The organism is Aestuariivirga sp., from assembly GCF_037139295.1.
GTDB lineage: Bacteria > Pseudomonadota > Alphaproteobacteria > Rhizobiales > Aestuariivirgaceae > Aestuariivirga.
Map to the genome: position 1 here is coordinate 21,067 of NZ_JBAXGR010000027.1, position 23,209 is coordinate 44,275.

Below are 23,209 nucleotides of genomic sequence, written 5' to 3' on the forward strand. Positions count from 1 at the left end.
ACAAGCGCTTGTGAACAGCTGGCACCGTGAAATTCGCAGCGGTGGCCTGACAGCCGGAATTTGCGTTGTTCTTCCAAAGGTTGCGCCTCAACGTTATGCTGCCATGCAGCAATCGCGCTGCGGCACTGCACTTGGCAAGACCTGCAGATTTTGGAAGGTTTGGCCTGGCTGCCCCCACCCCGCACGCTCGCGGGGCGAGGGGAACCGAAGCTGGTGCATCCGCCGTCATGATGAGCTAGAGCGACCTTCATGGATCTCGATGCCACAGACTGGAAGATTCTGCGCGAATTGCAGCGCCATGGGCGGCTGACCAATGTCGAGCTGGCGAGCCGCGTCGGCCTCTCGCCGCCACCCTGCCTCAGGCGCGTGCAGGCGCTGGAAAGGGCGGGTGTGATCGCCGGCTACCGCGCGCTGCTCGATGCCGCGAAACTCGGTTTCGACGTGACGCTCTTCGTCTTGATCGGGCTGAAGAGCCAGTCCGATACCGAACTCCGCGCCTTCACGGAGCGGGTCACCGCCTGGCCGCTGGTGCGCGAGGCCTATGCGATTTCTGGCGAGGCGGACTTCCTCCTCAAGTGCGTGGCGCGCGATCTGTCGTCGCTGCAGGATTTCATCATCCGCGAGTTGACCGCCGCGCCCAATGTCGAGAACGTCAAGACCACGCTCATGCTACGCGTGGCGAAATACGAGCCCGGAGTTCCCATCACGTGACCGAAACTGCCCTGAAGCGCGACCACGCCGGCTGGTTCAGCATCATTTCCGCGACCTTGACCGCGGTGGTCATCGGGTTTGCCTCCACCATCCTCGTCATCATGGAGGCTGCGCGTGCCGTCGGCGCTTCGCCCTCGCAACAGGCCTCATGGGCGGCGGCACTGTGCTTCGGCATGGTGGCAACGACCTTCTTCCTGTCCTGGCGCTACAAGATGCCGATGATCACCGCGTGGTCGACGCCGGGTGCGGTGCTCATTGCCACCTCCGGCACTGGCGTCACCTATTCCAATGCGCTCGGTGCTTTTCTTGCCGCCGGCATTCTCATGATGGTGGCGGGCCTCATCAAGCCACTGGAAAAGGCCATCGAAAGCATCCCGGCCCCTGTTGCCGCCGCCATGCTGGCAGGCGTGCTGTTGCGCTATACGCTGGGTGTTCCCGGTGCCGCCATGGCCATGCCCTGGGCGGTGCTGCCGCTCATCGTTGTGTTCTTCGCACTTCGCCTCTCCTATCCGCTCTTTGCCGTGCCGGTGGTCGTGGTGCTGGGCGTGGTTCTCGCCGCCTTCAGTGGAGGCTTTGCAGGTGATTGCTGCAGCTTCGGCATAACGTCGCTTGAATGGACCACGCCGACCTTCGACTGGCAGACGATTCTGTCCATCGGCGTTCCACTGTTCCTCGTCACCATGGCCTCGCAGAACCTGCCGGGCTTTGCCGTGCTGCGGGCGAGTGGCTATCAGCCCCCGGTGCAATCGGCACTGCTCGTCACCGGCATCGGCTCCACGCTGATGGCGCCCTTCGGCAGCCACGCCATCAACATGGCGGCAATCACCGCCTCGATCGTGACGGGCCCGGACTGCCACCCGGACCCGAAGAAGCGGTGGCTCGTGGCATTCCCTTACTTCGTGCTCTATGGCCTGATTGGTCTCATGGCGGCGAGCTTCGTCCATGTGCTCGGCGCATTGCCGAAGGACGTAATCGTCGCCATTGCGGGCCTGGCCCTGTTCTCGCCGCTGATGGGCGGCATCATCGCCATGATGAAGGAGCCGCGCGACATCGAGAGCGCGCTGGTGACCTTCCTCGTCACCGCGAGCGGCCTCACCATTCTGGGGGTGGGTTCGGCCTTCTGGGGGCTGGTGGCGGGCCTCGTGCTGTTCGCGGCGCGGCACTTGATCCACCGCAGGCGCGTCTGAGCAACAAATCCGCCGGACGGTTGCGTGCGTTTAAACGGCATGCGACAGATCATCCTCACGCTTTTCGCCATTTTCCTTGCGAGCACCGCTGCCATGGCCGAGACGACCGCCTATGACTTCACCCTGACCGGCATCGACGGCAAGCCGATGCCGCTTTCGCAGTTCAAGGGCCACCCCATGCTGATTGTCAATACGGCATCGGAATGCGGCTACACGCCCCAGTACGAAGACCTCGAAAAGCTCTGGCTGGCCTACAAGGACAAGGGCCTCGTCATCATCGGCGTGCCGTCGAACGACTTCGGCAGCCAGGAGCCGGGCACCTCCGAGGAGATCGCCACCTTCTGCAAGGTGAACTACGGCGTCACCTTCCCGCTCGCCGACAAGACGGTGGTGAAGGGCGACAAGGCAGACCCGTTCTACAAGTGGGCAGGCGAGCAGGCGGGCGTTCTGGGGCGACCGAAGTGGAACTTCCACAAATACCTGATCAGTGCGGAGGGCCGCTTCATCGACTGGTTCTCGACGCCGACCAAGCCCATGGGGCCCAAGATCACGGCGGCGGTCGACAAGGCGCTGGCCACCAAGTAGGGTTCACTTCGCTCCCCGACACGTCATCATGCCCGGGCTCGTACCGGGCATCTTTTTTGGGTCACCAAAAAGGATCGCCGGGACAAGCCCGGCGATGATGGACCTATGTGTAATGCTTCAGCGCCTCAGCGCCATGCGACCTTGGCGATCTCATAGGACTTGCCGCCGCCAGGCGTATTGACCTCGACCGAGTCGCCCTTCCGCTTGCCGATTATGGCGCGGGCAATGGGGGAGGACACGGAGATCTTGCCCTTCTTCACGTCAGCTTCGAACTCACCCACGATCTGGTAGGCGGTCTTCTCGTCGGTTTCCTCGTCGATCAGCGTCACCTTGGCGCCGAACATGACGGTGTCGCCGGAGAGCTTCGAGATGTCGATGATCTCGGCACGCGACAGCTTGTCCTCGAGTTCCGCGACGCGGGCCTCGGTCCAGCCCTGCTGCTCCTTGGCCGCATGGTATTCGGCGTTCTCGGAGAGATCGCCGTGGGCGCGGGCTTCCTCGATGGCCTTGATGATGCGCGGGCGCTCCACGGTCTTGAGGTGCTTCACCTCAATCATCATGGCGGAGTGGCCTTCGGCGGTCATTGGCACTTTGTCCATCGGTCTCGTCCAATCTATTCCAGTTTCTGCACGCCCCCGGGATGGCCCGGAGGCAAAATTCCATCCGTGTATGGGAAAAACGACACCCGGCGATACGGGCGATCCGTATCCTGCCGGGCGAAACAGAATCATGGCGCAACTCGACCCAAAATTCAAGGGGAGCGGGTGAGGACTTGGTATGTTATTGATTTCATTGAGTTTTCCAATTCGCATGACCGCGCGTCATGAATCCACTAGAGTTTCCGGCCATGCGCAAACTCGTGAAAGCCGTCGCAGCCCTCATAGCTGCAATTATCCTCGCCGCCGCTGCGGCTTTCTTCATCCTCGGCCCCGAGCGGCTGTGGTCGCAGTTCGGACCGTCCGACCTGGGCGACGTGGACTTCGCGACGCTCGTCCGCCGCGACACGCCCAATGATGCGCTGGCCTGCCTGCCGGAATTCTGTGCCGCGAAGGCGGACATCGCGGCCCCGGTCATCGCCAGGCCCTTCGGCGACGTCTTCCTCGCCGTGCAGGACGCGGTGGTGCATGAGCCGGGCCTCGAGCAGGTCAATGCCGACTCCGGCCAGGGCACGCTGCGCTTCGTCCAGCGCAGCAAGCTGCTGGGTTTTCCCGACACCATCAGCGTCAAGGTCGTGCCCACCGCGGATGGCGGTTCGGCGGTGCTGATCTATTCCCGCTCGCAGCTGGGCGAGTCCGACATGGGCGTGAACCTGGCGCGCGTGAAGCGCTGGGCGGAGCTGATCGTGACGACGGCCAAGAAGAATGCGCCGTGAGCTCGGGTCTTGAGCCTCAGAAATAATCCTGCAGCGGTTTCACGTCGAGGCGGCCTTCCTTCTGTGCGGCGATGGCCTTGGTGACCGCAAGGATGCCCGGCAGCGTGGTGTAGTAGGGCACCTTCTGCATCAGCGCCGTCTGGCGGATGGGTTTCGAGTCCGACTGCGAGGAGCGCGTCTCGGTGGTGTTGAGCACCAGCTGGATCTCGCCGTTCTTGATGGCGTCCACCACATGCGGGCGGCCTTCCAGCAGCTTGTTGATCTTGGTGGAGGGCACACCCTTGTCCTCGAAGTAGCGCTGCGTGCCGCCGGTTGCCACCAGCTTGAAGCCCATCTCGACGAGCTTCTTCATGGCGGGCAGGATCTTCGGCTTGTCGGCGTCCTTCACCGAGATGAACACGGTGCCCGCCTGCGGCATGCGCATGCCGGCACCGAGTTGGGCCTTGGCGAAGGCCATGTCGTAGGTCATGTCGAGGCCCATGACCTCGCCGGTCGAGCGCATCTCGGGCCCCAGCAGCACGTCGACGCCGGGGAAGCGGTTGAAGGGGAACACGGCTTCCTTCACCGCCACGTGGGCAAGCTTCTTCTGCTTCAGCTTGAAGCTGGCGAGACTCTCGCCCGCCATGACGCGCGCGGCGATCTTCGCGACGGGAAGTCCGATGACCTTGGCCACGAAGGGCACGGTGCGGGACGCACGCGGGTTCACTTCAAGCACGTAGATGTCGCCGTCCTTGATGGCGAACTGCACGTTCATCAGGCCCACCACGTTCAACGCCAGCGCCATCACCTTGGCCTGCCGTTCCATCTCGGCGATGGCGGGGCCCTTCAGCGAATAGGGCGGCAGCGAGCAGGCCGAGTCACCTGAATGGATGCCCGCTTCCTCGATGTGCTCCATCACGCCGGCGATGAACACGTCCTTGCCGTCGCAGATCGCGTCGACGTCCACCTCGATGGCGTTGGAGAGATAGCTGTCGATCAGCACGGGTGACGAACCCGAGACCACAACGGCCTCGGTGATGTAGCGCTCAAGCTGCGCGTCGTCCTTGACGATCTCCATGGCACGGCCGCCCAGCACATAGGACGGGCGGATGACGACGGGGAAGCCGATCTTCTTGGCGATCTTCTTGGCTTCAGCACCGGAGTAGGCCATGCCGTTTTCCGGCTGGCGCAGCTTCAGCTTCTTCAGCAGCTTCGAGAAGCGGTCGCGGTCCTCCGCGAGGTCGATGGCATCGGGCGTCGTTCCGAGGATCGGCACGCCGGCCTTTTCAAGCGCGCCTGCAAGCTTCAGCGGCGTCTGGCCGCCGAACTGCACGATGACACCCTTCAGCGTCCCGTTCTTCTGCTCCGTGTGGATGATCTCCAGCACGTCCTCGGCGGTCAGCGGCTCGAAGTAGAGGCGGTCGGAGGTGTCGTAGTCGGTCGACACCGTCTCGGGGTTGCAGTTGACCATGATCGATTCATAGCCTGCGTCATGCAGCGCGAAGCAGGCATGGCAGCAGCAGTAGTCGAATTCGATGCCCTGGCCGATGCGGTTGGGCCCGCCGCCGAGGATGATGATCTTCTGCCGATCGGAAGGCCGTGCCTCGTCCTCGGCATCATAGGTCGAATACATGTAGGCGGTGGGTGATGCAAATTCGGCCGCACAGGTGTCGATGCGCTTGAACACCGGGCGCACGTTCAGCTTGTGGCGATGCTTGCGCACCTTGTCTTCCGACAGCCCGACGAGTTCGCCCAGCCGCTCGTCCGAGAAGCCCATGGACTTGAGCTTCTTCAGGTTCACGGCATCCTTCGGAAGCCCGCGCTCCCTGATCTTCTCTTCCGTCTGCACGACCTCTTCGATCTGGCGGAGGAACCACGGCTCGTATTTGCAGGAGTCGAACACCTGCGCGACGGTGGCGCCCATGCGGAAGGCCTGCGCGATCTTCAGCAGCCGGTCGGGCGTGGGTGTGCCGAGTGCGGCGCGAATGGCGTTCTTGTCGTCGCCTTCGCCGGCACCGGCAATCTCGACTTCGTTGAAGCCGGTGAGGCCCGTCTCGAGGCCGCGCAGCGCCTTCTGCATCGATTCCTGGAAGCTGCGTCCAATGGCCATCACCTCACCCACCGACTTCATGGCGGTGGTGAGGTTGTTGGATGCGCCGGGGAACTTCTCGAAGGCGAAGCGCGGAATCTTGGTGACCACGTAGTCGATGGTCGGCTCGAAGGCGGCGGGTGTCGCACCACCCGTGATGTCATTGGCCAGCTCGTCGAGCGTGTAGCCCACCGCAAGCTTGGCCGCGACCTTGGCGATGGGGAAGCCGGTGGCCTTCGATGCAAGGGCGGAGGAGCGTGACACGCGCGGGTTCATCTCGATGACGACGAGGCGGCCATCGGCGGGGTTCACGCCGAACTGCACGTTCGATCCGCCCGTCTCGATGCCGATCTCGCGCAGCACCGCGATCGAGGCGTTGCGCATGATCTGGTATTCCTTGTCCGTCAGCGTCAGCGCCGGCGCCACGGTGATCGAGTCACCCGTGTGAACGCCCATCGGGTCGACGTTCTCGATCGAGCAGATGATGATGCAGTTGTCCGCCGTGTCGCGGACCACTTCCATCTCATATTCCTTCCAGCCCAGCACCGACTCTTCGATCAGCACTTCCGCCGTGGGGGAAGCGTCGAGGCCCTTCTCGACGATGTCGAAGAATTCCTCGCGGTTATAGGCAATGCCGCCGCCGGTGCCGCCCAGCGTGAAGGACGGGCGGATGATGCAGGGCAGGCCCACTTCCAGCATGGCCTCGAAGGCCTCGACCATGGCGCGGTTGCGATAGTTGCGCTGGCGCTCCGGCTCCTGCGCGGCCCATTGCTTCTCGAAGGCCTCGATGTCGCCGCCTGATTCCATCAGCCGCGCCATTTCGGCGGCGTAGAAATCCTTGTCGGCGTCCTTGGCGTCGGAGGCGTTGGCCAGCATCGACTTCGGCGTGTCGAGGCCGATCTTCTTCATGGCCTCGCGGAACAGTTCGCGGTCTTCCGCCTTGTCGATGGCGTCTGCCTTGGCGCCGATCAGCTCGACGCCATACTTCTCGAGAACGCCCATCTTGTTGAGCGAGAGTGCCGTGTTCAGCGCCGTCTGGCCGCCCATGGTAGGGAGCAGCGCGTCAGGGCGCTCCTTCTCGATGATGCGGGCGACGACTTCCGGCGTGATCGGTTCGATGTAGGTGGCATCCGCCAGGTCCGGGTCCGTCATGATGGTGGCCGGATTGGAATTGACCAGGATGATGCGGTAGCCCTCGGCCTTCAGGGCCTTGCAGGCCTGGGTGCCGGAATAGTCGAACTCGCAAGCCTGGCCGATAATGATCGGTCCAGCCCCGATGATGAGGATGGATTTGATGTCGTCGCGTTTTGGCATGTGAGGGGAACCCGAATTTGGGTTTTCCTACACACTGATGAAGGAGATTCCAAGCCCAATCGGCCCGCCTGTGGACCAGTGGAATTTCCTTGGCCCCAAGCCTACCCTTCAAATCAGGGCGTCATCCCGGCCTTCGCCGGGATGACGCCCTGGAAAGTGATTGTAGGTGCCCTGTCAGAGCGCCGTCTTGGCCACCTGCAGATCGCTCCGTTCGGTGAAGCACTTCACCTGCCTGAAGGCGGTGCAGTCGCCGTCGCAGATCTTGTCCGAATCGATGGTGCGGGCCGAAGCTGACCGCTCGCGCTGGAACAGCATGGCCTGGTCATAGCCCTCGACCTTGCAGAAGGCGTCCGCCGCCGGCTTGCCGCAGGCGCCAGTGGCGAGGCAGGCGTTGATGCGCTGCCCATCCAGTTCCGGCGTGAAGTAGTTCCGCACCTCGGAGGCCTGTGCCTGGGAAAGAAGCGTCAGAAGCGCAAGTCCGGCTAGCAGCGCGCGCATGTCCCTTGTCCTCTTGTCAGATGGCGAAGCAGCGGGCGCGGCTGCAGGGCTCGACCGAGATCTGCCCGGCCGGCGGCCATGCCGCGTTCTTTGTGACGACGGTGACGTTCGCGGGGTTCGCCTCCGAGACGATGACCGGCTGCACGCCGCGGTTGGAGCTGGCGAAAGCTCCCGCGGAGAGGAACATCGCGCTCAGGATGATCGATGTGGTCAGCGTCTTCATTGCCTTGCTCCGTTCAGGAGAACGTCCGTTGGAGGGATTGGTTTCGGTGAGGAGAAATGGTGGCCCGGGGAGAGTTGACCCGGGGCCGCCAAGTTGTGGGAGGCCGTTTTGCAGGGGATGGGGGGAAGTGGCCGCCCAGGGAAATCGTCAGCTGCGAAGCAGCGTGCAGTCGTCGTTGATGCATTCCTGAACGGTGAACGGTCCCACCAGCGGGAAGGCCTGGTTCTTTTCGATCACCGTCTCGTTGGCCGAGGCGGGTTCGATCTGTGTTACTTCCTTGGGCGACACCGAAGCGAGCGCGCTTGCGGCAGTGCCCAGGGCGATCAGCAGGTAAAGGGTGGTGCGCTTCATGTCCGTCTCTCCGGTCCGTCTTGATGGTCCGTTTGTAGGCCACGCTCCGGGTGCTGACTGTAATGCGCGTCACACCCGTTAAGTTTTTCGAAACCATGTCGAGGGTGAGAAAAAAACCCCGGCGCAGTTGGCGACCGGGGTTGAGGTACAGGCAGTGTTTGCAGGGGATGGGGGGGAAGTACTGCCTGGTGATGGTCAACATGTTGGGAGCAGAATGTCATTATTCAATGCCGTTTCGGGCGGCGCCGCATGAATTATCCGTTAGGAACGTCAGAGCAGTCGTCGAGCTTGCACTCGGTGACCACCAGCGGGCCCAGCACCGGGAACGGGCTGTTCTTCTCGATGACGGTCTGGTTGAGCACGGGGACGGCTTCCGCGGCGGGGGTGCCGGCGGGCGCTTCCTGGAAGGCGGCGGCAGCAGCGAAGGTGCCCACGGCGCCGAGCAGGACAAAAGCGTATCGGATCATGTTATTTCCCCTCTCTCGATCTCGTTGATGATCGAAATCTAGGGGACGATCTGTCCAACCGTAGGACGGTCTTGTAACCAGTTTGTGGTAGGTTGTGTTTAGTTTGGGGCAATTGCGGCGGCTGCCACAATTGAAAAGGGCCGCGCTCCCGGGGGAAGCAGCCCTTTAACCGGCGAACCGGGATCGGGAATTACTGGGGGCGCGGGCCGCGGCCGGGAAGCTCGACCTTCTTCGGCATCGGCAGCAGGCCTTCGCGCTGCAGCTTCTTGCGCTGCAGCTTGCGGGCGCGGCGCACGGCCTCGGCCTTTTCGCGGGCCTTCTTCTCGGAGGGCTTCTCGTAGGCTCCGCGCAGCTTCATCTCGCGGAAAATCCCCTCACGCTGCATCTTCTTCTTGAGCGCCTTGAGGGCCTGATCGACGTTGTTATCGCGGACTACGACTTGCAAGTTCTACCTCTGCAAACAGGGTTGGGTTGTTAAGAGGGCCTCCAAGGTCCCTCAGCGTGGGCGGCGGATTAGCATAGAGTCTCAGGCCTGTCGAGGGGTGATCCTGTTGAAATGGCCCATTTTGCGGCCCGGCCGGGACTCCCGCTTGCCATAGAGGTGGACGTGCACCCGGGGTTCGGCGGCCAGTTCCTGCCAGCGGTTGGCCTCATCGCCCAGGAGGTTGGTCATAACGACGTCGGCATAGCGCTCAGGTGCCCCCAGCGGCCAGCCGCAAACCGCCCGAATGTGCTGCTCGAACTGCGAAACCGCGCAGGCATCCATGGTCCAGTGCCCGGAATTATGCACGCGGGGCGCGATCTCGTTGACGATCACGCTGTCTCCGGCCACGAACATCTCGACGCCGATCACCCCCACATAATCCAGCGCCGCGATGATGCGGCTGCCGAAGTCCATGGCCGTGCTGGCCACGGCGGGGGAGATCCGCGCCGGAACCGTCGAGGTCTTCAGGATGTGGTTCTCGTGGTGGTTTTCGGGAACGTCATAGACCCTCACTTCGCCCGACCAGCTGCGCGCCGCGATCACCGAGATTTCCTTCTCGAAGCTCACGAAGCCCTCGAGCACGGCCGGCTGGCGGCCGATCTCGGCGAAGGCGGCCGCCGGGTCCGTGCCGTCATGGATCTTGGTCTGGCCCTTGCCGTCATAGCCGAAGCGCCTCGTCTTCAGAACCGCGGGCCGCCCGATGCGGGCCAGTGCGGCCTCCAGCGAGGCGAGGTCGGAGACCTCGGCAAAGGGGGCGACGGGAATGCTCAAGCCGGTGATGAAGGTCTTTTCCGCGATCCGGTCCTGCGCCGTCTTCAGTGCCGCCACACCCGGTGCCACCGGCACCAGCGCGTCGAGGAAGCCCGCCGTGTCGCCCGGCACGTTCTCGAACTCATAGGTGACGACGTCCACTGCCTTGGCGAAGGCCTCCAGCGCCGTGAAGTCGTCATAGGCCGCCACCGTCTTCGCGGCGGAGACAGCGAAGGCAGGGCTGTCGGCCTCGGGTGCATAGATGTGGCAGTCGAGCCCAAGGCGTCCCGCCGCCAGCGCCAGCATGCGGGCCAGCTGCCCGCCGCCGAGGATGCCGACGGTGGAGCCAGGCGGCAGGGGAGATGTGATCTTCTTCATGCCTCGTCCTTCGGGCGCTCGGCCACGGCAGCCGTCTGCTCCGCCCGGAAGGCATCAAGGCGCTTGGAGAGAGCGGGGTCGTTGAGCGAGAGCACGCTCGCCGCCAGCAGCGCGGCGTTGACGGCACCAGCTTTGCCGATGGCGAGTGTTCCCACCGGGATGCCCGCCGGCATCTGCACGATGGAGAGAAGCGAGTCCTGGCCCGACAGCGCCTTGGATTCGACCGGCACGCCCAACACGGGAAGCGAGGTCATGGAGGCTGCCATGCCGGGCAGGTGGGCGGCACCGCCCGCGCCTGCGATGATCACCTTGAAGCCCTTGTCGCGCGCCGTGGTGGCGAAGTCATAGAGGCGCTTGGGTGTGCGGTGGGCGGAGACGATGCGGTCGTCGTGCGCGATGCCCAGCTTGTCGAGGGTTTCGGCGGCGTGCTTCATGGTGGCCCAGTCGGACTGGCTGCCCATGATGATGGCGACGGGGGATGTGGTCACGGGGGTCTGGTCCTCAGGCGATGATGTCGGGGATGAGTATGTTCTCGATGGACTGGATCTTGTCCTTGATGTCCAGCTTCATCTTCTTGAGACGGCGCAGCTGCAGCTGGTCGCCGGTGCCGGTCTCGGTCAGGGAATCGATCGCGGTGTCGAGGTCCCTGTGCTGCTGGATCAGGTTCTGCAGCTGGGTGCGCAACTGCACCTCCTGTATCAAGTCCAGCTTCGGCATTCCGTCCCCAACAGTTTACGAATTTGTTTTTGGTGTTTCTTCACTAAGGCCCTTTGCGAGCGTTCGACAAGCCCCCAACTCTGTGTAATGATGGTGTCAATCCATCGGCAAACAGTGGAGGATCGCATGAGCATTCAAGCGCATCTTGGCGAACTGCAGGCAAAGCATAAGGCCCTCGAGGCCGCCCTCGCAGACGCCATCAACCATCCGGCGTCATCCGACGCGGAAATTGCCGCACTCAAGCGCAAGAAACTCAAGCTCAAGGACGAAATCTCACGGATCGAGCACCAGCACGCCGCCTAAAGGCGTTCTGGATCAACAGCCTGGAGGCCTGGTCTTGTGCCAGGCGGTGGCACGTTCATAGGCGTGGGCGGCGTTCAGCACTGTCCTCTCATCGAACATGCGCCCGACCAGGTGCAGGCCGGCGGGCAGGCCCTTCTGCGTAAAGCCGCAGGGCACGCTCGCCGCAGGCTGCTGCGTCAGGTTGAAGGGATAGCTGAAGGGCGTCCAGTTCACCCATTTACCCGTGTTGTCGGGGGCGGCAGGCGCCAGCTTGCCGGCCTCGAATGCGGGGATGGGAAGCGTGGGCGTCACCAGCAGGTCGTAGTCTTCCATGAACTGCCGCATCTGGCTGCCCAGAACGCCTCGCGCCTTCACGGCGTCCTGATAGTCATCGAGGCTGATCGACATCGACTGCTCCACCACGTCGGCCAGTGCCGGGTCGAGCAGCTTCTTCTTGTCGTCGGGAAGCTTGCCGAGCAGCGCCCGCGCACCGCACCACCACAGCACCCGGAAACAGGCGGCAGGGTCTGCGAAGCCGGGGTCGACCTCCACCACTTCGGCGCCCAGTTCCTCGAGCACCTTGACGGCATTCTTCACCAGCTTGGCGATCTCGGGGTCGACGTCGACGTAGCCCAGTGTCGGGCTATATGCGATCCGCAGGTGCTTCACGCCCTTTTCCAGTTTCGCCGTGTAGTCGATGCCGTCCCACGGCAGCGCGGTCCAGTCGCGCGCATCGGGCTGGGAGATGACGTTCATCATCAGGCAGGCATCTTCCACGCTGCGGGTCATCGGCCCCACATGCGCCACCGTACCGAAGGGCGACAGCGGATAGGCCGGCACCCGCCCGAAGGACGGCTTGTGCCCGAAGATGCCGGAGAAGCCCGCCGGAATGCGGATCGAGCCACCGCCATCGGTGCCGAGCGTCAAGGGCGCATAGCCCGCGGCGGCCGCAGCGGATGAACCGCCCGACGAGCCGCCGGGAGTTTTCGTCGTGTCCCACGGGTTGCGCGTGATGCCGGTCAAGGGCGAATCTGTCACTCCCTTCCAGCCGAATTCCGGCGTCGTCGTGCTGCCGAGGAACACCGCGCCACATTCGCGCAGGCGGGCAACGCTCGGCGCGTCCTGGTCCCACGGCTGGTTCTTGTCCACCGTGCGCGAGCCGCGCAGCGTCGGCCAGCCGCGCACCAGCAGCAGGTCCTTGATGAGGGTGGGAACGCCGTCGACGGGTCCCTGCGGCTCGGCCTTCATCCAGCGCTTCTCGCTGGCCTTGGCCTGCGCGAGGGCTTCTTCCGCGTGAACGGCCACCATGGCGTTCAGTTGCTTGTCATGCCGCTCGATCTGGGCGAGGCAGGCATTGGCCACCTCGACGGGGGAGAACTTTTTCTTGGCATAGCCCTTCACGAGCTTTGCCGCTGACTTCCAGTGAAGGTCGGTCATGGTGTTCTCCGTGTCGTGGGTTTACTTCTCCCGCGCCTTGCTCAGCGCGTCCTTGAATTGCGGCAGGAGGTCGGCATTGGTGGCGAGGATGTTGCCACTCTCCATCGGGTTCTTGTCGCCGTCGGGATCGGCCACGAAGCCGCCCGCTTCCCTCACCAGCAGGATGCCCGCCGCCATGTCCCAGGCCTTGATGTTGCGGCAGACCATGGCGTCGAAGCGCCCCGCCGCCACATAGGCCAGTGAGAGCGCCGCCGAGCCGGTGCCGCGAATGCCGACGACGCGCGCCTGCAGCACCGAGATCTCGGCGCGTGACAGCGGCAGCTCCTGGCCGCCGCGGTGCGGAACTTCATAGCTCACCAGCGTGTCATGGATGTCGCGGCGCTGGGCCACGCGCATGCGCTTGTTGTTGAGGAAGGCGCCGCCGCCCCTTTCGGCGGAATACATTTCATCGGTGATCGGGTTGTAGGTGATGGCCGCCACCAGCTCGCCCTTGCGCTCCAGCGCCATGGTGATGGCGAAGAACGGCACCGAGTGCATGAAGTTCATCGTGCCGTCGATCGGGTCGATGATGAAGCGGTGCTCCGGGTCGGTGCCGGGAACCGCACCCGTCTCCTCCGTCAGGAAGGCATAGCCGGGGCGCGCCTTAGCGAGTTCCTCGCGCAGGAACTTGTCGACCTTCTGGTCGGCGGCGGTGACATAGTCGCCAGGCGCCTTCTGCGACACCTGCAGGTTGGCAAGTTCGCCATAGTCGCGCTGCAGGGTGCGGGCCGCCTTGCGTACGGCGGCGGTCATGACGGTGAGGACGGGGGAGGACACGGGCAAAACTTCCTTGCAAACCTGAACGGATGAGGCCGGATAGCAGGATATGCGGGTGAGGGGAAGCTTGTGGCCCCTATCCCCCGAACAGCGTGGTGATGAAGGCCACCACCGCCGCATAGAGGGCGGAGGATACGGCCGCGAGGATCGCCACCGAGGCGGCTGACAGAACATAGCCCAAGATCACCGCCAGACCATCGCGCTCGGCCAGGCCCAGCGCCAGACAGGCGATGGCGGCGGCGGGCGGAATATTGCCGAAAGGAATGGGCAGGAACAGGATCAGCGCCAGCGGAAAGGCCACGAGGCCGATCAGCCGCTCGGCCAGGTTGGAGCTGACGATGAAGCCCAGCCTGGGCTTCAGCACGCGCTCGAGCTTTGCCATGATGGGCGTCACCTTGCTCACGAAACTGTGCAGCATTTCCTTGGAGATGCGGCGCTTTCGCACCACCTCCGGCAGCCACAGCGACTGCCGCCCCACCAGCACCTGCCATGTAAGGATGACCAGCGGCAGCCCGAGGATCGCCGAGGTGCCGGGCGGCGTCGGGATCGCATTGGGGACCGCGAAAATGAACATCAGCGCACCGAAGGCCCGTTCGCCCAGCGAATCCGCCAGGTCGCCGATGGTGGTGTCCTCGCTTGTGTCCATCGACCGGACGATGTCCGAAAGCCGGGCCGGCTTCTGCGGGCCGTGAAGGCCGCCGTCGTAGTCCGGTGGAACGTCCTGCTGCACGTGATCTCCAAGAATTCGCCCCCGTCGAGGCAAGCGCCAGCGACTATATGGGGAATGGGTGACGATTGTCCCACATTTCGCGCCGGGGTGGGTGGCGCCACGCGCTCCCCAAACCATCATGCCCGGCGATGCTGAGTGGAGGCGGCGTCAAGCCCCGGTATTCGCATACCCCGCCTGGTCCAGCGCCTTGGCCACCGTGGCGGCCGGCATGGCGCTCTCCACCGTCACGGTCTTGCCCGCCAGGTCGGCCTTCACCTCGGCAGCGGGGTCAACCGCCTTCACCGCCCTGGTGATGGTCGCCACGCAGTGGCCGCAGGTCATGTCAGGAACGTTGAACTTCATCGTCGTGATCTCCTCTTGGCACTTGCCTGCCACATCACATGGGGCTTGCCAACGTCGGAAGGTCAAGCTCTGTTGCAAAGCCGTCGCATGAGACGGCCAACCATGTGACGGAAACCGACGATCGGTTCGAGGAGCAGGCGACATGACCGACGAGAAGGATGAGCATCCGCAGGCTGCGCGCATCCGCGAGCGCGCTTACATGATCTGGGAGCGCGATGGCCGCCCGGATGGCCATGCCCTGATGCACTGGGTCAAGGCCCGGGAGGAAGTCGAAGCCGAGGACAAGCAGGCCGCTGCGGACAACACCCCCGCCAAGGGCAACAAGGCCGGTTAGACGCCTTCCGGCACCGGCGCGAAATGGGTGCTGGATGCCAGCCTCCACGGCGCCTCGAACAGCGTGTTCTTGGCGCCGCTCAGCAGTTCGCCCGGTTGCAGGGCAGGGTAGATCTGGCTGAAGTCGTGAATGCGTCCGTCCGCACCGCGCCGCATGATGTGTTGCGGCCTGAGTTGCTTCGGCGTGTCGAGCCCTGCTGCGGCGATGATCTCGGCCAGCGACTTCACTGTGTCCTGGTGGAAGCGCGCCACGCGCTCCGCCTTGTCGGGAACGTCGAGCGCGCGCTGACGCATCGGGTCCTGGGTGGCGACACCCGTGGGGCAGGCGCCGGTGTGGCAATGCTGCGCCTGGATGCAGCCGACGGCGAACATGAAGCCGCGCGCGGCATTGCACCAGTCAGCGCCCAGCGCCATCACGCGCGCCATGTCGAAGCCGGAAATGATCTTGCCTGCACAGCCGAGCTTGATCTCGCTGCGCAGGTTGGCGCCGACGAGCGCGGCATGGGCGAAGGACAGCCCGTCGCGCAATGGCATGCCAAGGTGATCCATGAATTCGAGCGGTGCCGCCCCGGTGCCGCCCTCCTTGCCGTCGATCACGATGAAGTCCGGCCGGAGCCCCGTCTCCACCATCGCCTTGACGATGCCGAGGAACTCCCATGGGTGGCCGATGCACAGCTTGAAGCCAACCGGCTTGCCGCCGGAAAGTGCGCGCAGACGGTCGAGGAATTCAAGCAGCCCCACCGGGCTCGAGAAGGCGGAATGGCAGGCGGGCGACACGCAGTCGCGGTCCATCGGCACGCCACGGATCGCCGCGATCTCCGGCGTGATCTTGGCCTTGGGCAGCACGCCGCCATGACCGGGCTTGGCGCCCTGGCTCAGCTTCACCTCGATCATCTTGATTTGCGGGTCGCTGGCTGCCGCCGCGAATTTTTCCGGGTCGAAGCTGCCATCGGCCCCCCGGCAACCGAAGTAGCCCGAGCCGATCTCCCAGATCAGGTCGCCGCCGGCCTCGCGGTGATAGGGGCTGACGCCACCTTCGCCGGTATCATGCGCGAAGCCGCCAAGCTTGGCGCCACGGTTCAGCGCCCGGATGGCGTTGGACGACAGCGCGCCGAAGCTCATTGCCGAGATGTTGAACACCGAGGCGTCATAAGGCTTGCTGCAGGCCGGTCCGCCGATCGTCAGGCGGAAGCCCATGGTCGCCGGGGACTTCGGCGCGATCGAGTGGTGCAGCCATTCGAAATTGTCTTCGTAGACATTGTAGTGGGTGCCGAAGGGCCGCTTGTCGAGCTGGTTCTTGGCCCGCTGATAGACGATGGCGCGCTTGTCGCGCGGAAAGGGCATGCCGCTCTTGTCGTCCTCGAAGAAATACTGCCGGATCTCGGGCCTGATGTTCTCCAGCAGGAAGCGAAGGTGCCCGATGATCGGATAGTTGCGCAGCACCGCGTGCCGGGTCTGGACCAGGTCACGCATGCCGATCAGCGACAGCAGGCCAGTGACCACCAGTCCTGCCAGCGCGGGGCCGCGCCACGCCGGCAGCCACAGCGCCAGCAGGGCGAGCATGATCGCCCCGGCAATGGCCAGTGTCAGGGTCAGAAAACGCTTCTCGAAGGGCAGCATCAAGAGATCACGACGGCCTTTTGTTGCAGTTTGTGTGCAGTATATGACGGTTGGGTAAAGGCGCAACCTTGCTCGCGCCTGCCACATCACATGGGCCTTGCCAACGTGGAAAGGTCAAGGGGCGTGATGTCTTCTCCCGCTTCCTCAGCGGGAGAAGAAGGGACCCGTTTCGGAACGAAACGGGGAGATGAGGGTCGGCACGCAACGCATTCGCGTCGGCGCCCGCGTTCCCTCACCTTCCCCGACTTCGTCGGGTCCCGTTCCTCTCCCGCGATGCGGGAGAGGACCTTAAGCAACCCGCCGCATCAGTTGCCCGCCGCGTCCAGCAGCATCTGCGTGCCGTCGGGCTGGTTCGCGATCTTGGTGAAGTCCACCGAGACCGGTTTCTTCAGCACGGCCAGCTTGTCGATGTCGAAGGTCGTGAAGTTCATCGCATCGATGGTGCGCAGGTAATAGCGGTTGCGCGCCTTGTCGTTCATCCAGGTGAAGACCGTCACCTCGGAGGAGGTGTCCCACATGGCGGGGCCGTCGCCCGCGGTGCCCGCCGGGTCGGCGGAAAGGTCATAAGGCCGGTCGAAGTTGTTGAGGATGTGGGCAAGCGTCACCACCGCCTCGTCCGCATTTTTCGCCTTCTTTACATAGGTCGTGTAATAGGCAGCCTTCACGAAGCGGGCGTAGGAAATCTGGCTCGATGGCAATCCCGCCAGCGCATCTCCGCTGTCAGGTGCCGTCACCTTCAGCTTGCCGAACTGGCCGTCGTTTTTGTCCTTGTTGCTGAGGAAGGCATAGTTGTTGAGGTTGGCGAGGTGCCAGGGGAACTCGGGGCCATTGGTCACCACGCCAACCGGGTTGTCATACACGTTCATCTTGCCGCCCATGAACTCGATGACGATGCCTTCGCCCGTCTTGTCGAAATAGATGTAGTGCATGGGCATTTCCACGCCGCCCACGAAAGCGAGCTTGGGCAGCCACACCTTCATCTCGCCGCTGGCCAGCGCGGCCTTCAGTTCCGCCACGGTGGCGAAGCTGCCGAGCGCCCAGTTGGACAAGTCCGTCGCTGCAAGCTGCATCGTCTTGTCGCCGCCGAAGTCGGCGGGAGTCTGGCTGCCGTTCAGCTGGTTGGTGCTGACCGAGAGGCCCTGGTCATTCGCCGCCTCCACCATCATGCCCTGGTGCGCGCCGGGCTGCAGTGCCAGAGGCGTGGCGCCGCCCAGCACGGGGTATTTTGTGGTGAAGCTCATGCCGTCAGAACCGTCGGCGGCGAGCGACACGACCTTGGTGCCCGCCGGCATGTAGGTCATGGCCAGCGGAATGGGCTCGGAATACTCCATGGTCTTGCCGCTATAGGCCACGCCATTCGCGTCAGTGATCATCAGCGCGGTGCAGGCCGATGCCGGCCCGGCGATGGCAGCCATGAGGGCGGCGAGCGAGGTAGCGCAAACCGCACGCCAGGACGAGGCGATGTTCATGATGATCTCCAAGGGTTCCAATATGTGGGGCAGGCATGCCGGAAACTGCTGCCAACTCTCCATTCGTGTAAATGCTGCGGCGGCGCAATGATCGGGATCAATTCCGCCGGTCGGCCAGGAACACGTCCACTGTCGCGCTGAACCTCTGGTGCGACGTGAACAGGAAGGCGCGGCCGCCGGTGAAACAGGCGGCCCACGCGAAGGGAACCTGCGCGCCAATGACCGCGGCAGACGTTGGCGGGTCGATGATGTCGTCCTTCGATGTCTGGGACCGCCGGGCGGGGCCTATCTCTGCACTGCCCGGCACTGGGCGGGCATGTTATAGGCCTCTGGTCTGTTGACATCATAGCCGTCCGTCAGGGTGCACATGAACGCGACGATGTCGCGGACGTCCTGCTGGCTCAGCCGCGGCTGTCCGGTGGGGAGCGGCCGGAACGGAGCTCTCTGCTCGATGTTACCCTGAAACTGGACAGGCAGGTCATTGTACTTGGCATCTGCCGCGCCTGACTGCGTGAGGTAGATCTGTGACGGGTTGGCTTCCCGGTTGTTGTAGAAGTTGACCACCTCGAACAGTGTTCCGAACACGCCATTGTGCTCATAGGAATGCTTCAGCGCCACGTTGCGCAGTATCGGAACCCTGAACATTCCGCACAGGCCCGGATCGAGCACGGAATCGCGGCGGAAGGGCCCGCAGACACCGAGATCGTAATAGGCGTGGGGAGCCCCGGCGGCTGCTCCATTGGCAAGCCATGAGCGTCCAAGATCGGAAAGAGCCTGGAGGGCGAGGGAATCCCTGTTGTAGGGCAGGTTCCAGTTCCGCGGCACACCGATCGCGCGATATGACTGATCGCTGAAAAACTGCGGAACGCTGGCTGCCTGTTTGGCCCCGACCGAACTGTGGCAGCCCGCACATCCGCCTCTGGTGGGATCAAAGAACAATGCCTGGCCGTTCTGTTCTTGCGGCGTGAGAGAAGCCTGTCCTGCCTGGGCCCTGTCATACTTGCTGGTGAATGGCCGGAAGGACAGGTCTTCCCGCTCGAATATCGCCACTGCGTCGGCCATGCGCGCGACAATCACATCCGGGTTGCTGCTGGGCGAAATGCGCCCGTAGGCGTTCACGAAGGCCGCCAGATATGGCCGCGCCAGCATCTTGTTCATGACGCTTCTGTTGTTGGCATTGGCCATTTCATGCGGTTCGGTGAAGGGGCCGCGCGCCTGGTCTGCGAGGGTCGGTGCACGGCCGTCCCACATCAGGCCGGCATGCGGGGTGCCAAGCCTGCCGACTGTCCCCCTGGTCCCGGGCTTCAGCCACCTGAAGGGCGGCATGAAGGCCATGTAGGAGGCAGTTGGCGCCGCTCGAAAGCCAACGGCCTGGGCGGATGCTCCGCCCAGCGGTGTCTGCGTGGTGGTTGGTGCGTGGTAATTGTTGGCAGGCGCATGGCAACTCGCGCAGGACATGGTTCCGGAAGCAGACAGCGACGTGTCGAAAAAGATCGAACGACCGACGAGACCTCTTGTGGACAGGCTCTTCTGGCTCGTCACATAGATCGAGACGGCGGAGACAAGGCCAGGACTGCCCGCCACCGTGGCCGTGACCTGATCAAGTCCCGCGCAGCCTGAGGGTTGGTAGGTGACCGACGCGATGCCATGGATCGTCTCGGCAGACGACCCTAGCCTGGCCAGCCCGGCGGACGCACAGTTCGATGAAAAGGTAACCTGCAGCGGCGCACCATCGTAGATCGTGCCATCGACATTTCTCACGATCGCGTTGACCCCCGTCTGGCTGTCGGAGGCAATGGACGTGGATGTTGCACCGGCAATCAGGCTGCTCGGCGAGGCGTGCGCTGCTCCGGCGAAGGGCAACGCCGCCCCGCACAGGGCAACGAGAGCGATGACGGCGTGTCTGCGAACCTTTCTTGCCATGGCGAACTCCTGACCAATCGGTCTCTTGCATCTCCGGACAATCGAGCCTTGCGGTTCTCTTGCCCGAACTCGGATCACGTCGACGCTGCGTCACCAGGGTGGTGTGGATCGTCAGCACGCTCTTGGTATCACCTCGCGCGAGATACATCCTGAGGTTTTATTAGTGATGCTTTACAACCTTTTATAGATTTTCCGATAAGTTTCGATCCTTGGCGGAAATCAGCAGTTTCGCCGGGTCCGAAGCTATTCTCCGCCGGGATGCATGGGGTCAGGGGAGGGACTGTCTCGGGAATCGAGCGTTGGCGCGGGGGCCCCGTTGCGACTGGGCAGCTGTCGAACAAGGCCAGCCACCGGTGACCAGAGCGGGTTCTCTCGAAGCTTGGATTGAGACTTTCAGCTGGATCGCGCTGCAGGGCGTGTACACTCGCGGCTCGAACACGCCCCTTGACCTTCCCATCATTGGAAGGTCCATATGACAACTCATGCCTTCCTGTCGTCCTCTCCCGCTGAAGAAGCGGGAGAAGACGCGTTTTGCAGGGGAGGCACTGAAAGGACGACCGTGAACCAGATCACGCCACGGCCACTCCAGAGCTTCCCCGTCGAGGGCATGACCTGCGCCTCCTGCGTGCGCCGGGTGGAGAAGGCCATTGCCGCCGTGCCGGGCGTGGAAAGCGCCTCCGTCAACCTCGCCACCGAGCGGGCTGATGTGCGGCTGTCTGAACCGGCAACATCGGAAGCCGTGATCGCCGCCATCAAGGCTGCTGGCTATGACGTGGCGAGCCAGACCATCGATCTCGGCGTCGAAGGCATGACCTGTGCCTCCTGCGTGCGCCGCGTGGAGAAGGCAATCGACGGCGTGCCGGGTGTCGTCTCCGCCGCCGTCAACCTCGCCACCGAGCGCGCCACGGTGAAGCTCGTCGCCGGAACGCCGCTCTCCGCCATCGAGGCCGCCATCCGCAAGGCGGGCTATGCGCCGCGCCGCCTCGACCATGTCGACGCGGATGCGCACCAGGCGGCAAAGGATGAAGAGTACAGGAAGCTGAAGCGCGACTTCCTCATCGCCGCCGTCTTCACCCTGCCGCTTTTCGTGATGGAAATGGGCGGCCATCTCATTCCCGCCGTCGGTCACTGGCTGCACGGGCTGGATCGCTTCACGCTTTATGTCGTCTATTTCGTGCTCGCCACCATCGTGCAGTTCGGCCCCGGCCTGCGCTTCTATCAAAAGGGCGTGCCCAACCTGCTGAAGCTGGCGCCCGACATGAACTCGCTGGTGGTGCTCGGCTCCACCGCCGCCTGGGGCTATTCGGTCGTCGCCACCTTCTGGCCGTCTCTGCTGCCGGAGGGTACAGCGAATGTCTATTACGAGGCCTCCGCCGTCATCGTCACGCTCATCCTGCTGGGCCGCCTGCTGGAAGCACGCGCCAAGGGCCGCACCAGTGCGGCGGTGGCCAAGCTCGTGGGGCTTCAGGCCAAGTCGGCGCGCGTCGAGCGCAATGGCGAAATCGTCGAACTGCCGCTCGACCAGGTGATCGCCGGCGACGTGGTGCAGGTGCGCCCGGGTGACCGGCTGCCGGTCGATGGCGTGGTGGTGGCGGGCCATTCCTTCGTCGATGAATCGATGATCACCGGCGAGCCGGTTCCCGTGGTGAAGGAGCAGGGCGCAGAGGTCGTCGGCGGCACCATCAACAAGACCGGCAGCTTCACCTATCGCGCCACCAAGGTTGGCGCTGATACGCTGCTCGCCCAGATCATCCGCATGGTGGAGCAGGCGCAAGGGGCGAAGCTTCCCATCCAGGCGCTGGTCGATCGCATCACCGCCTGGTTCGTGCCCGCCGTCATGGCGGTGGCCGCACTCACCTTCCTCGTGTGGCTCGTCTTCGGGCCATCGCCCGCGCTCACATTCGGCCTCGTCAATGCGGTGGCCGTGCTCATCATCGCCTGTCCCTGCGCCATGGGGCTTGCAACACCCACCTCCATCATGGTCGGCACCGGCCGCGCCGCCGAACTCGGCATCCTGTTCCGCAAGGGAGAAGCCCTGCAGGCCTTGCGTGACGTGCAGGTGGTCGCAGTGGACAAGACCGGCACCCTTACCGAAGGCCGCCCGGAACTCACCGACTTCGAGGTCGAGGGCCTGCTGCCTGATGAAGCGCTGGCTCTCATCGCATCCGTCGAGAGCCCGTCCGAACATCCCATCGCCGCGGCCATCGTCAGTGCCGCGAAGGCCAAGGGCCTCACGGTTCCAGCCGTTGAAGGCTTCGAGGCCATCCCCGGCTTCGGTGCGCAAGGGAAGGTTTCGGGCCATGAGGTCGCCGTGGGGGCTGACCGCTACATGGTGAAACGCGGCCTCGACGTCTCGTCCTTCGCCGCCACCGCCGAGCGCCTCGGCAGCGAGGGCAAGACGCCGCTCTATGCCGCCATCGACGGCCGCCTCACCGCCATCATCGCGGTGGCCGATCCGGTGAAGCCGACCACACCTGCCGCCATCGCGTCGCTCCACGCCATGGGGCTCAAGGTCGCGATGATCACCGGTGACAACCGCCGCACCGCGGAGGCCATCGCGCGCACGCTCGGTATCGACGAGGTGGTCGCCGAGGTGTTGCCCGAAGGCAAGGTGGAGGCCGTCGCACGCCTCAGGGCCCAGGGTCGCGTCGCCTTCGTGGGCGACGGCATCAATGATGCGCCAGCCCTTGCCGCAGCCGATGTCGGCATCGCCATCGGCACCGGCACGGACATCGCCATCGAGAGTGCGGATGTCGTCCTCATGTCGGGTGACTTGCGTGGCGTGCCCACCGCCATCGGCCTCTCGCAGGCGGTGATCCGCAACATCAAGGAAAACCTGTTCTGGGCCTTCGCATATAACGTGCTGCTCATACCCGTGGCCGCCGGCGTGCTCTATCCGGTCAACGGCACGCTGCTCTCGCCCATGATCGGGGCAGGGGCGATGGCGCTGTCCAGCGTCTTCGTCGTCAGCAACGCGCTCCGTCTGAGGGGCTATCGGCGCAAGGAGGAAAGGCCATGAACATCGGTGACGCTGCAAACCTTTCCGGCGTGTCCGCAAAGATGATCCGTTACTACGAGGAAGTTGGTCTCATCCGGCCACCCGCGCGCAACCAGAATGGCTACCGCAGCTACGATAAAAGCAACATCCACGA

At 64.0% G+C, this 23,209-nt stretch carries 25 protein-coding genes and 1 pseudogene; 8 read left to right on the top strand and 18 right to left on the bottom strand.

Annotated features, from left to right (window positions below; genetic code table 11):
- Positions 1–249: 249 nt before the first annotated feature.
- Genes WCJ41_RS09335 through WCJ41_RS09345 form a run of 3 tightly spaced genes read left to right on the top strand, consistent with a single transcriptional unit; the run spans position 250 to position 2,483 of the window.
- Positions 250–711, top strand: coding sequence for an Lrp/AsnC family transcriptional regulator (locus WCJ41_RS09335; RefSeq protein WP_336905582.1), 462 nt, complete (start codon positions 250–252; stop codon positions 709–711).
- Entirely contained in the window at positions 708–1,898 is a 1,191-nt protein-coding gene (locus WCJ41_RS09340) for a benzoate/H(+) symporter BenE family transporter (RefSeq protein WP_336905583.1), read from the top strand. Before WCJ41_RS09335 ends, WCJ41_RS09340 begins: the two co-directional genes overlap by 4 nt.
- Before the next feature lie 39 nt (positions 1,899–1,937).
- Positions 1,938–2,483, top strand: coding sequence for a glutathione peroxidase (locus WCJ41_RS09345; RefSeq protein ID WP_336905584.1), 546 nt, complete (start codon positions 1,938–1,940; stop codon positions 2,481–2,483).
- Between the two features lie 125 nt (positions 2,484–2,608).
- On the opposite strand, the gene greA is transcribed toward WCJ41_RS09345, so the two are convergent.
- Positions 2,609–3,082, bottom strand: a complete 474-nt coding sequence (greA, locus tag WCJ41_RS09350) for a transcription elongation factor GreA (protein ID WP_336905585.1) — start codon at positions 3,080–3,082, stop codon at positions 2,609–2,611.
- Between the two features lie 248 nt (positions 3,083–3,330).
- Between greA and WCJ41_RS09355 the strand changes: the two genes are divergently transcribed.
- Positions 3,331–3,855, top strand: coding sequence for a DUF1499 domain-containing protein (locus WCJ41_RS09355; RefSeq protein ID WP_336905586.1), 525 nt, complete (start codon positions 3,331–3,333; stop codon positions 3,853–3,855).
- Positions 3,856–3,871: 16 nt separating this feature from the next.
- On the opposite strand, the gene carB is transcribed toward WCJ41_RS09355, so the two are convergent.
- The 9 genes and pseudogenes from carB to WCJ41_RS09400 all read right to left on the bottom strand — a co-directional run bounded on the left by carB (position 3,872) and on the right by WCJ41_RS09400 (position 11,105).
- Complete coding sequence (gene carB / locus WCJ41_RS09360; RefSeq protein ID WP_336905587.1) at positions 3,872–7,237, bottom strand: carbamoyl-phosphate synthase large subunit; 3,366 nt, start codon at positions 7,235–7,237, stop codon at positions 3,872–3,874.
- Positions 7,238–7,411: 174 nt separating this feature from the next.
- Positions 7,412–7,735 carry a hypothetical protein gene (locus WCJ41_RS09365; protein ID WP_336905588.1) on the bottom strand — a complete coding sequence of 108 codons (324 nt, stop codon included), beginning with the start codon at positions 7,733–7,735 and terminating at the stop codon, positions 7,412–7,414.
- 16 nt (positions 7,736–7,751) lie between these two features.
- Positions 7,752–7,958, bottom strand: a complete 207-nt coding sequence (locus WCJ41_RS09370) for a hypothetical protein (protein WP_336905589.1) — start codon at positions 7,956–7,958, stop codon at positions 7,752–7,754.
- A 147-nt stretch (positions 7,959–8,105) separates the two neighbouring features.
- Complete coding sequence (locus tag WCJ41_RS09375; protein ID WP_336905590.1) at positions 8,106–8,309, bottom strand: hypothetical protein; 204 nt, start codon at positions 8,307–8,309, stop codon at positions 8,106–8,108.
- A gap of 254 nt (positions 8,310–8,563) precedes the next feature.
- A complete protein-coding gene (locus WCJ41_RS09380; RefSeq protein ID WP_336905591.1) occupies positions 8,564–8,776 on the bottom strand; it encodes a hypothetical protein in 213 nt (70 codons plus the stop codon).
- Between the two features lie 229 nt (positions 8,777–9,005).
- A pseudogene (rpsU, locus tag WCJ41_RS09385) lies at positions 9,006–9,221 on the bottom strand (30S ribosomal protein S21); the annotation flags it as partial.
- Between the two features lie 81 nt (positions 9,222–9,302).
- Positions 9,303–10,388, bottom strand: a complete 1,086-nt coding sequence (locus tag WCJ41_RS09390; RefSeq protein ID WP_336905592.1) for a 5-(carboxyamino)imidazole ribonucleotide synthase — start codon at positions 10,386–10,388, stop codon at positions 9,303–9,305.
- A complete protein-coding gene (purE, locus tag WCJ41_RS09395) occupies positions 10,385–10,849 on the bottom strand; it encodes a 5-(carboxyamino)imidazole ribonucleotide mutase (RefSeq protein WP_336905606.1) in 465 nt (154 codons plus the stop codon). The genes WCJ41_RS09390 and purE overlap by 4 nt, the downstream gene beginning before the upstream one ends.
- Before the next feature lie 40 nt (positions 10,850–10,889).
- Complete coding sequence (locus WCJ41_RS09400; protein ID WP_336905593.1) at positions 10,890–11,105, bottom strand: DUF465 domain-containing protein; 216 nt, start codon at positions 11,103–11,105, stop codon at positions 10,890–10,892.
- A gap of 126 nt (positions 11,106–11,231) precedes the next feature.
- On the opposite strand from WCJ41_RS09400, the gene WCJ41_RS09405 reads away from it, so the two are divergent.
- Positions 11,232–11,408, top strand: coding sequence for a DUF465 domain-containing protein (locus WCJ41_RS09405; protein ID WP_336905594.1), 177 nt, complete (start codon positions 11,232–11,234; stop codon positions 11,406–11,408).
- A 12-nt stretch (positions 11,409–11,420) separates the two neighbouring features.
- On the opposite strand, the gene WCJ41_RS09410 is transcribed toward WCJ41_RS09405, so the two are convergent.
- From WCJ41_RS09410 to WCJ41_RS09425, 4 genes are all read right to left on the bottom strand, one after another.
- Positions 11,421–12,824, bottom strand: a complete 1,404-nt coding sequence (locus WCJ41_RS09410) for an amidase (protein ID WP_336905595.1) — start codon at positions 12,822–12,824, stop codon at positions 11,421–11,423.
- A gap of 21 nt (positions 12,825–12,845) precedes the next feature.
- Complete coding sequence (locus WCJ41_RS09415) at positions 12,846–13,640, bottom strand: inositol monophosphatase family protein (protein WP_336905596.1); 795 nt, start codon at positions 13,638–13,640, stop codon at positions 12,846–12,848.
- A 76-nt stretch (positions 13,641–13,716) separates the two neighbouring features.
- Positions 13,717–14,370 (bottom strand): exopolysaccharide biosynthesis protein, encoded by a 654-nt coding sequence (locus tag WCJ41_RS09420; protein WP_336905597.1) that lies wholly within the window; start codon positions 14,368–14,370, stop codon positions 13,717–13,719.
- A gap of 147 nt (positions 14,371–14,517) precedes the next feature.
- A complete protein-coding gene (locus tag WCJ41_RS09425) occupies positions 14,518–14,712 on the bottom strand; it encodes a heavy-metal-associated domain-containing protein (protein ID WP_336905598.1) in 195 nt (64 codons plus the stop codon).
- Positions 14,713–14,854: 142 nt separating this feature from the next.
- Here WCJ41_RS09425 and WCJ41_RS09430 point away from each other — a divergent pair, with 142 nt between their 5' ends.
- Positions 14,855–15,046: a DUF2934 domain-containing protein gene (locus tag WCJ41_RS09430; protein WP_336905599.1), complete on the top strand. Its 192-nt coding sequence runs from the start codon at positions 14,855–14,857 to the stop codon at positions 15,044–15,046.
- Here the strand turns inward: WCJ41_RS09430 and WCJ41_RS09435 are convergent.
- From WCJ41_RS09435 to WCJ41_RS09450, 4 genes are all read right to left on the bottom strand, one after another.
- Positions 15,043–16,665, bottom strand: a complete 1,623-nt coding sequence (locus tag WCJ41_RS09435; RefSeq protein WP_336905600.1) for an FMN-binding glutamate synthase family protein — start codon at positions 16,663–16,665, stop codon at positions 15,043–15,045. The two genes, WCJ41_RS09430 and WCJ41_RS09435, sit on opposite strands and share 4 nt — an antisense overlap.
- Before the next feature lie 305 nt (positions 16,666–16,970).
- Entirely contained in the window at positions 16,971–18,134 is a 1,164-nt protein-coding gene (locus WCJ41_RS09440; protein WP_336905601.1) for a linear amide C-N hydrolase, read from the bottom strand.
- Positions 18,135–18,231: 97 nt separating this feature from the next.
- On the bottom strand, positions 18,232–18,441 hold the full coding sequence (locus WCJ41_RS09445) for a hypothetical protein (RefSeq protein WP_336905602.1): 210 nt from the start codon (positions 18,439–18,441) through the stop codon (positions 18,232–18,234).
- On the bottom strand, positions 18,420–20,057 hold the full coding sequence (locus WCJ41_RS09450) for a cytochrome c peroxidase (RefSeq protein WP_336905603.1): 1,638 nt from the start codon (positions 20,055–20,057) through the stop codon (positions 18,420–18,422). Before WCJ41_RS09450 ends, WCJ41_RS09445 begins: the two co-directional genes overlap by 22 nt.
- Before the next feature lie 559 nt (positions 20,058–20,616).
- Between WCJ41_RS09450 and WCJ41_RS09455 the strand changes: the two genes are divergently transcribed.
- Both WCJ41_RS09455 and WCJ41_RS09460 read left to right on the top strand, forming a co-directional pair.
- The gene (locus WCJ41_RS09455) at positions 20,617–23,076 is read left to right on the top strand and encodes a heavy metal translocating P-type ATPase (protein WP_336905604.1); all 2,460 of its coding nucleotides are present in this window, start codon (positions 20,617–20,619) and stop codon (positions 23,074–23,076) included.
- Positions 23,073–23,209, top strand: a 137-nt coding sequence (locus WCJ41_RS09460; protein WP_336905607.1) for a MerR family DNA-binding transcriptional regulator, incomplete at its 3' end; no start/stop codon positions are given. The genes WCJ41_RS09455 and WCJ41_RS09460, both read left to right, overlap by 4 nt.

Excerpts from the sequence above, each read along its gene's own strand:
- greA (WP_336905585.1), bottom strand. The coding sequence starts at position 3,082 with ATGGACAAAGTGCCAATGACCGCCGAAGGCCACTCCGCCATGATGATT.
- WCJ41_RS09390 (WP_336905592.1), bottom strand. The coding sequence starts at position 10,388 with ATGAAGAAGATCACATCTCCCCTGCCGCCTGGCTCCACCGTCGGCATC.
- WCJ41_RS09435 (WP_336905600.1), bottom strand. The coding sequence starts at position 16,665 with ATGCTGCCCTTCGAGAAGCGTTTTCTGACCCTGACACTGGCCATTGCC.
- WCJ41_RS09425 (WP_336905598.1), bottom strand. The coding sequence starts at position 14,712 with ATGAAGTTCAACGTTCCTGACATGACCTGCGGCCACTGCGTGGCGACC.
- WCJ41_RS09355 (WP_336905586.1), top strand. The coding sequence starts at position 3,331 with ATGCGCAAACTCGTGAAAGCCGTCGCAGCCCTCATAGCTGCAATTATC.
- WCJ41_RS09400 (WP_336905593.1), bottom strand. The coding sequence starts at position 11,105 with ATGCCGAAGCTGGACTTGATACAGGAGGTGCAGTTGCGCACCCAGCTG.
- WCJ41_RS09380 (WP_336905591.1), bottom strand. The coding sequence starts at position 8,776 with ATGATCCGATACGCTTTTGTCCTGCTCGGCGCCGTGGGCACCTTCGCT.
- purE (WP_336905606.1), bottom strand. The coding sequence starts at position 10,849 with ATGGGCAGCCAGTCCGACTGGGCCACCATGAAGCACGCCGCCGAAACC.
- WCJ41_RS09370 (WP_336905589.1), bottom strand. The coding sequence starts at position 7,958 with ATGAAGACGCTGACCACATCGATCATCCTGAGCGCGATGTTCCTCTCC.
- WCJ41_RS09430 (WP_336905599.1), top strand. The coding sequence starts at position 14,855 with ATGACCGACGAGAAGGATGAGCATCCGCAGGCTGCGCGCATCCGCGAG.
- WCJ41_RS09375 (WP_336905590.1), bottom strand. The coding sequence starts at position 8,309 with ATGAAGCGCACCACCCTTTACCTGCTGATCGCCCTGGGCACTGCCGCA.
- WCJ41_RS09410 (WP_336905595.1), bottom strand. The coding sequence starts at position 12,824 with ATGACCGACCTTCACTGGAAGTCAGCGGCAAAGCTCGTGAAGGGCTAT.
- WCJ41_RS09335 (WP_336905582.1), top strand. The coding sequence starts at position 250 with ATGGATCTCGATGCCACAGACTGGAAGATTCTGCGCGAATTGCAGCGC.
- WCJ41_RS09405 (WP_336905594.1), top strand. The coding sequence starts at position 11,232 with ATGAGCATTCAAGCGCATCTTGGCGAACTGCAGGCAAAGCATAAGGCC.
- carB (WP_336905587.1), bottom strand. The coding sequence starts at position 7,237 with ATGCCAAAACGCGACGACATCAAATCCATCCTCATCATCGGGGCTGGA.
- WCJ41_RS09365 (WP_336905588.1), bottom strand. The coding sequence starts at position 7,735 with ATGCGCGCGCTGCTAGCCGGACTTGCGCTTCTGACGCTTCTTTCCCAG.
- WCJ41_RS09440 (WP_336905601.1), bottom strand. The coding sequence starts at position 18,134 with ATGAACATCGCCTCGTCCTGGCGTGCGGTTTGCGCTACCTCGCTCGCC.
- WCJ41_RS09450 (WP_336905603.1), bottom strand. The coding sequence starts at position 20,057 with ATGGCAAGAAAGGTTCGCAGACACGCCGTCATCGCTCTCGTTGCCCTG.
- WCJ41_RS09345 (WP_336905584.1), top strand. The coding sequence starts at position 1,938 with ATGCGACAGATCATCCTCACGCTTTTCGCCATTTTCCTTGCGAGCACC.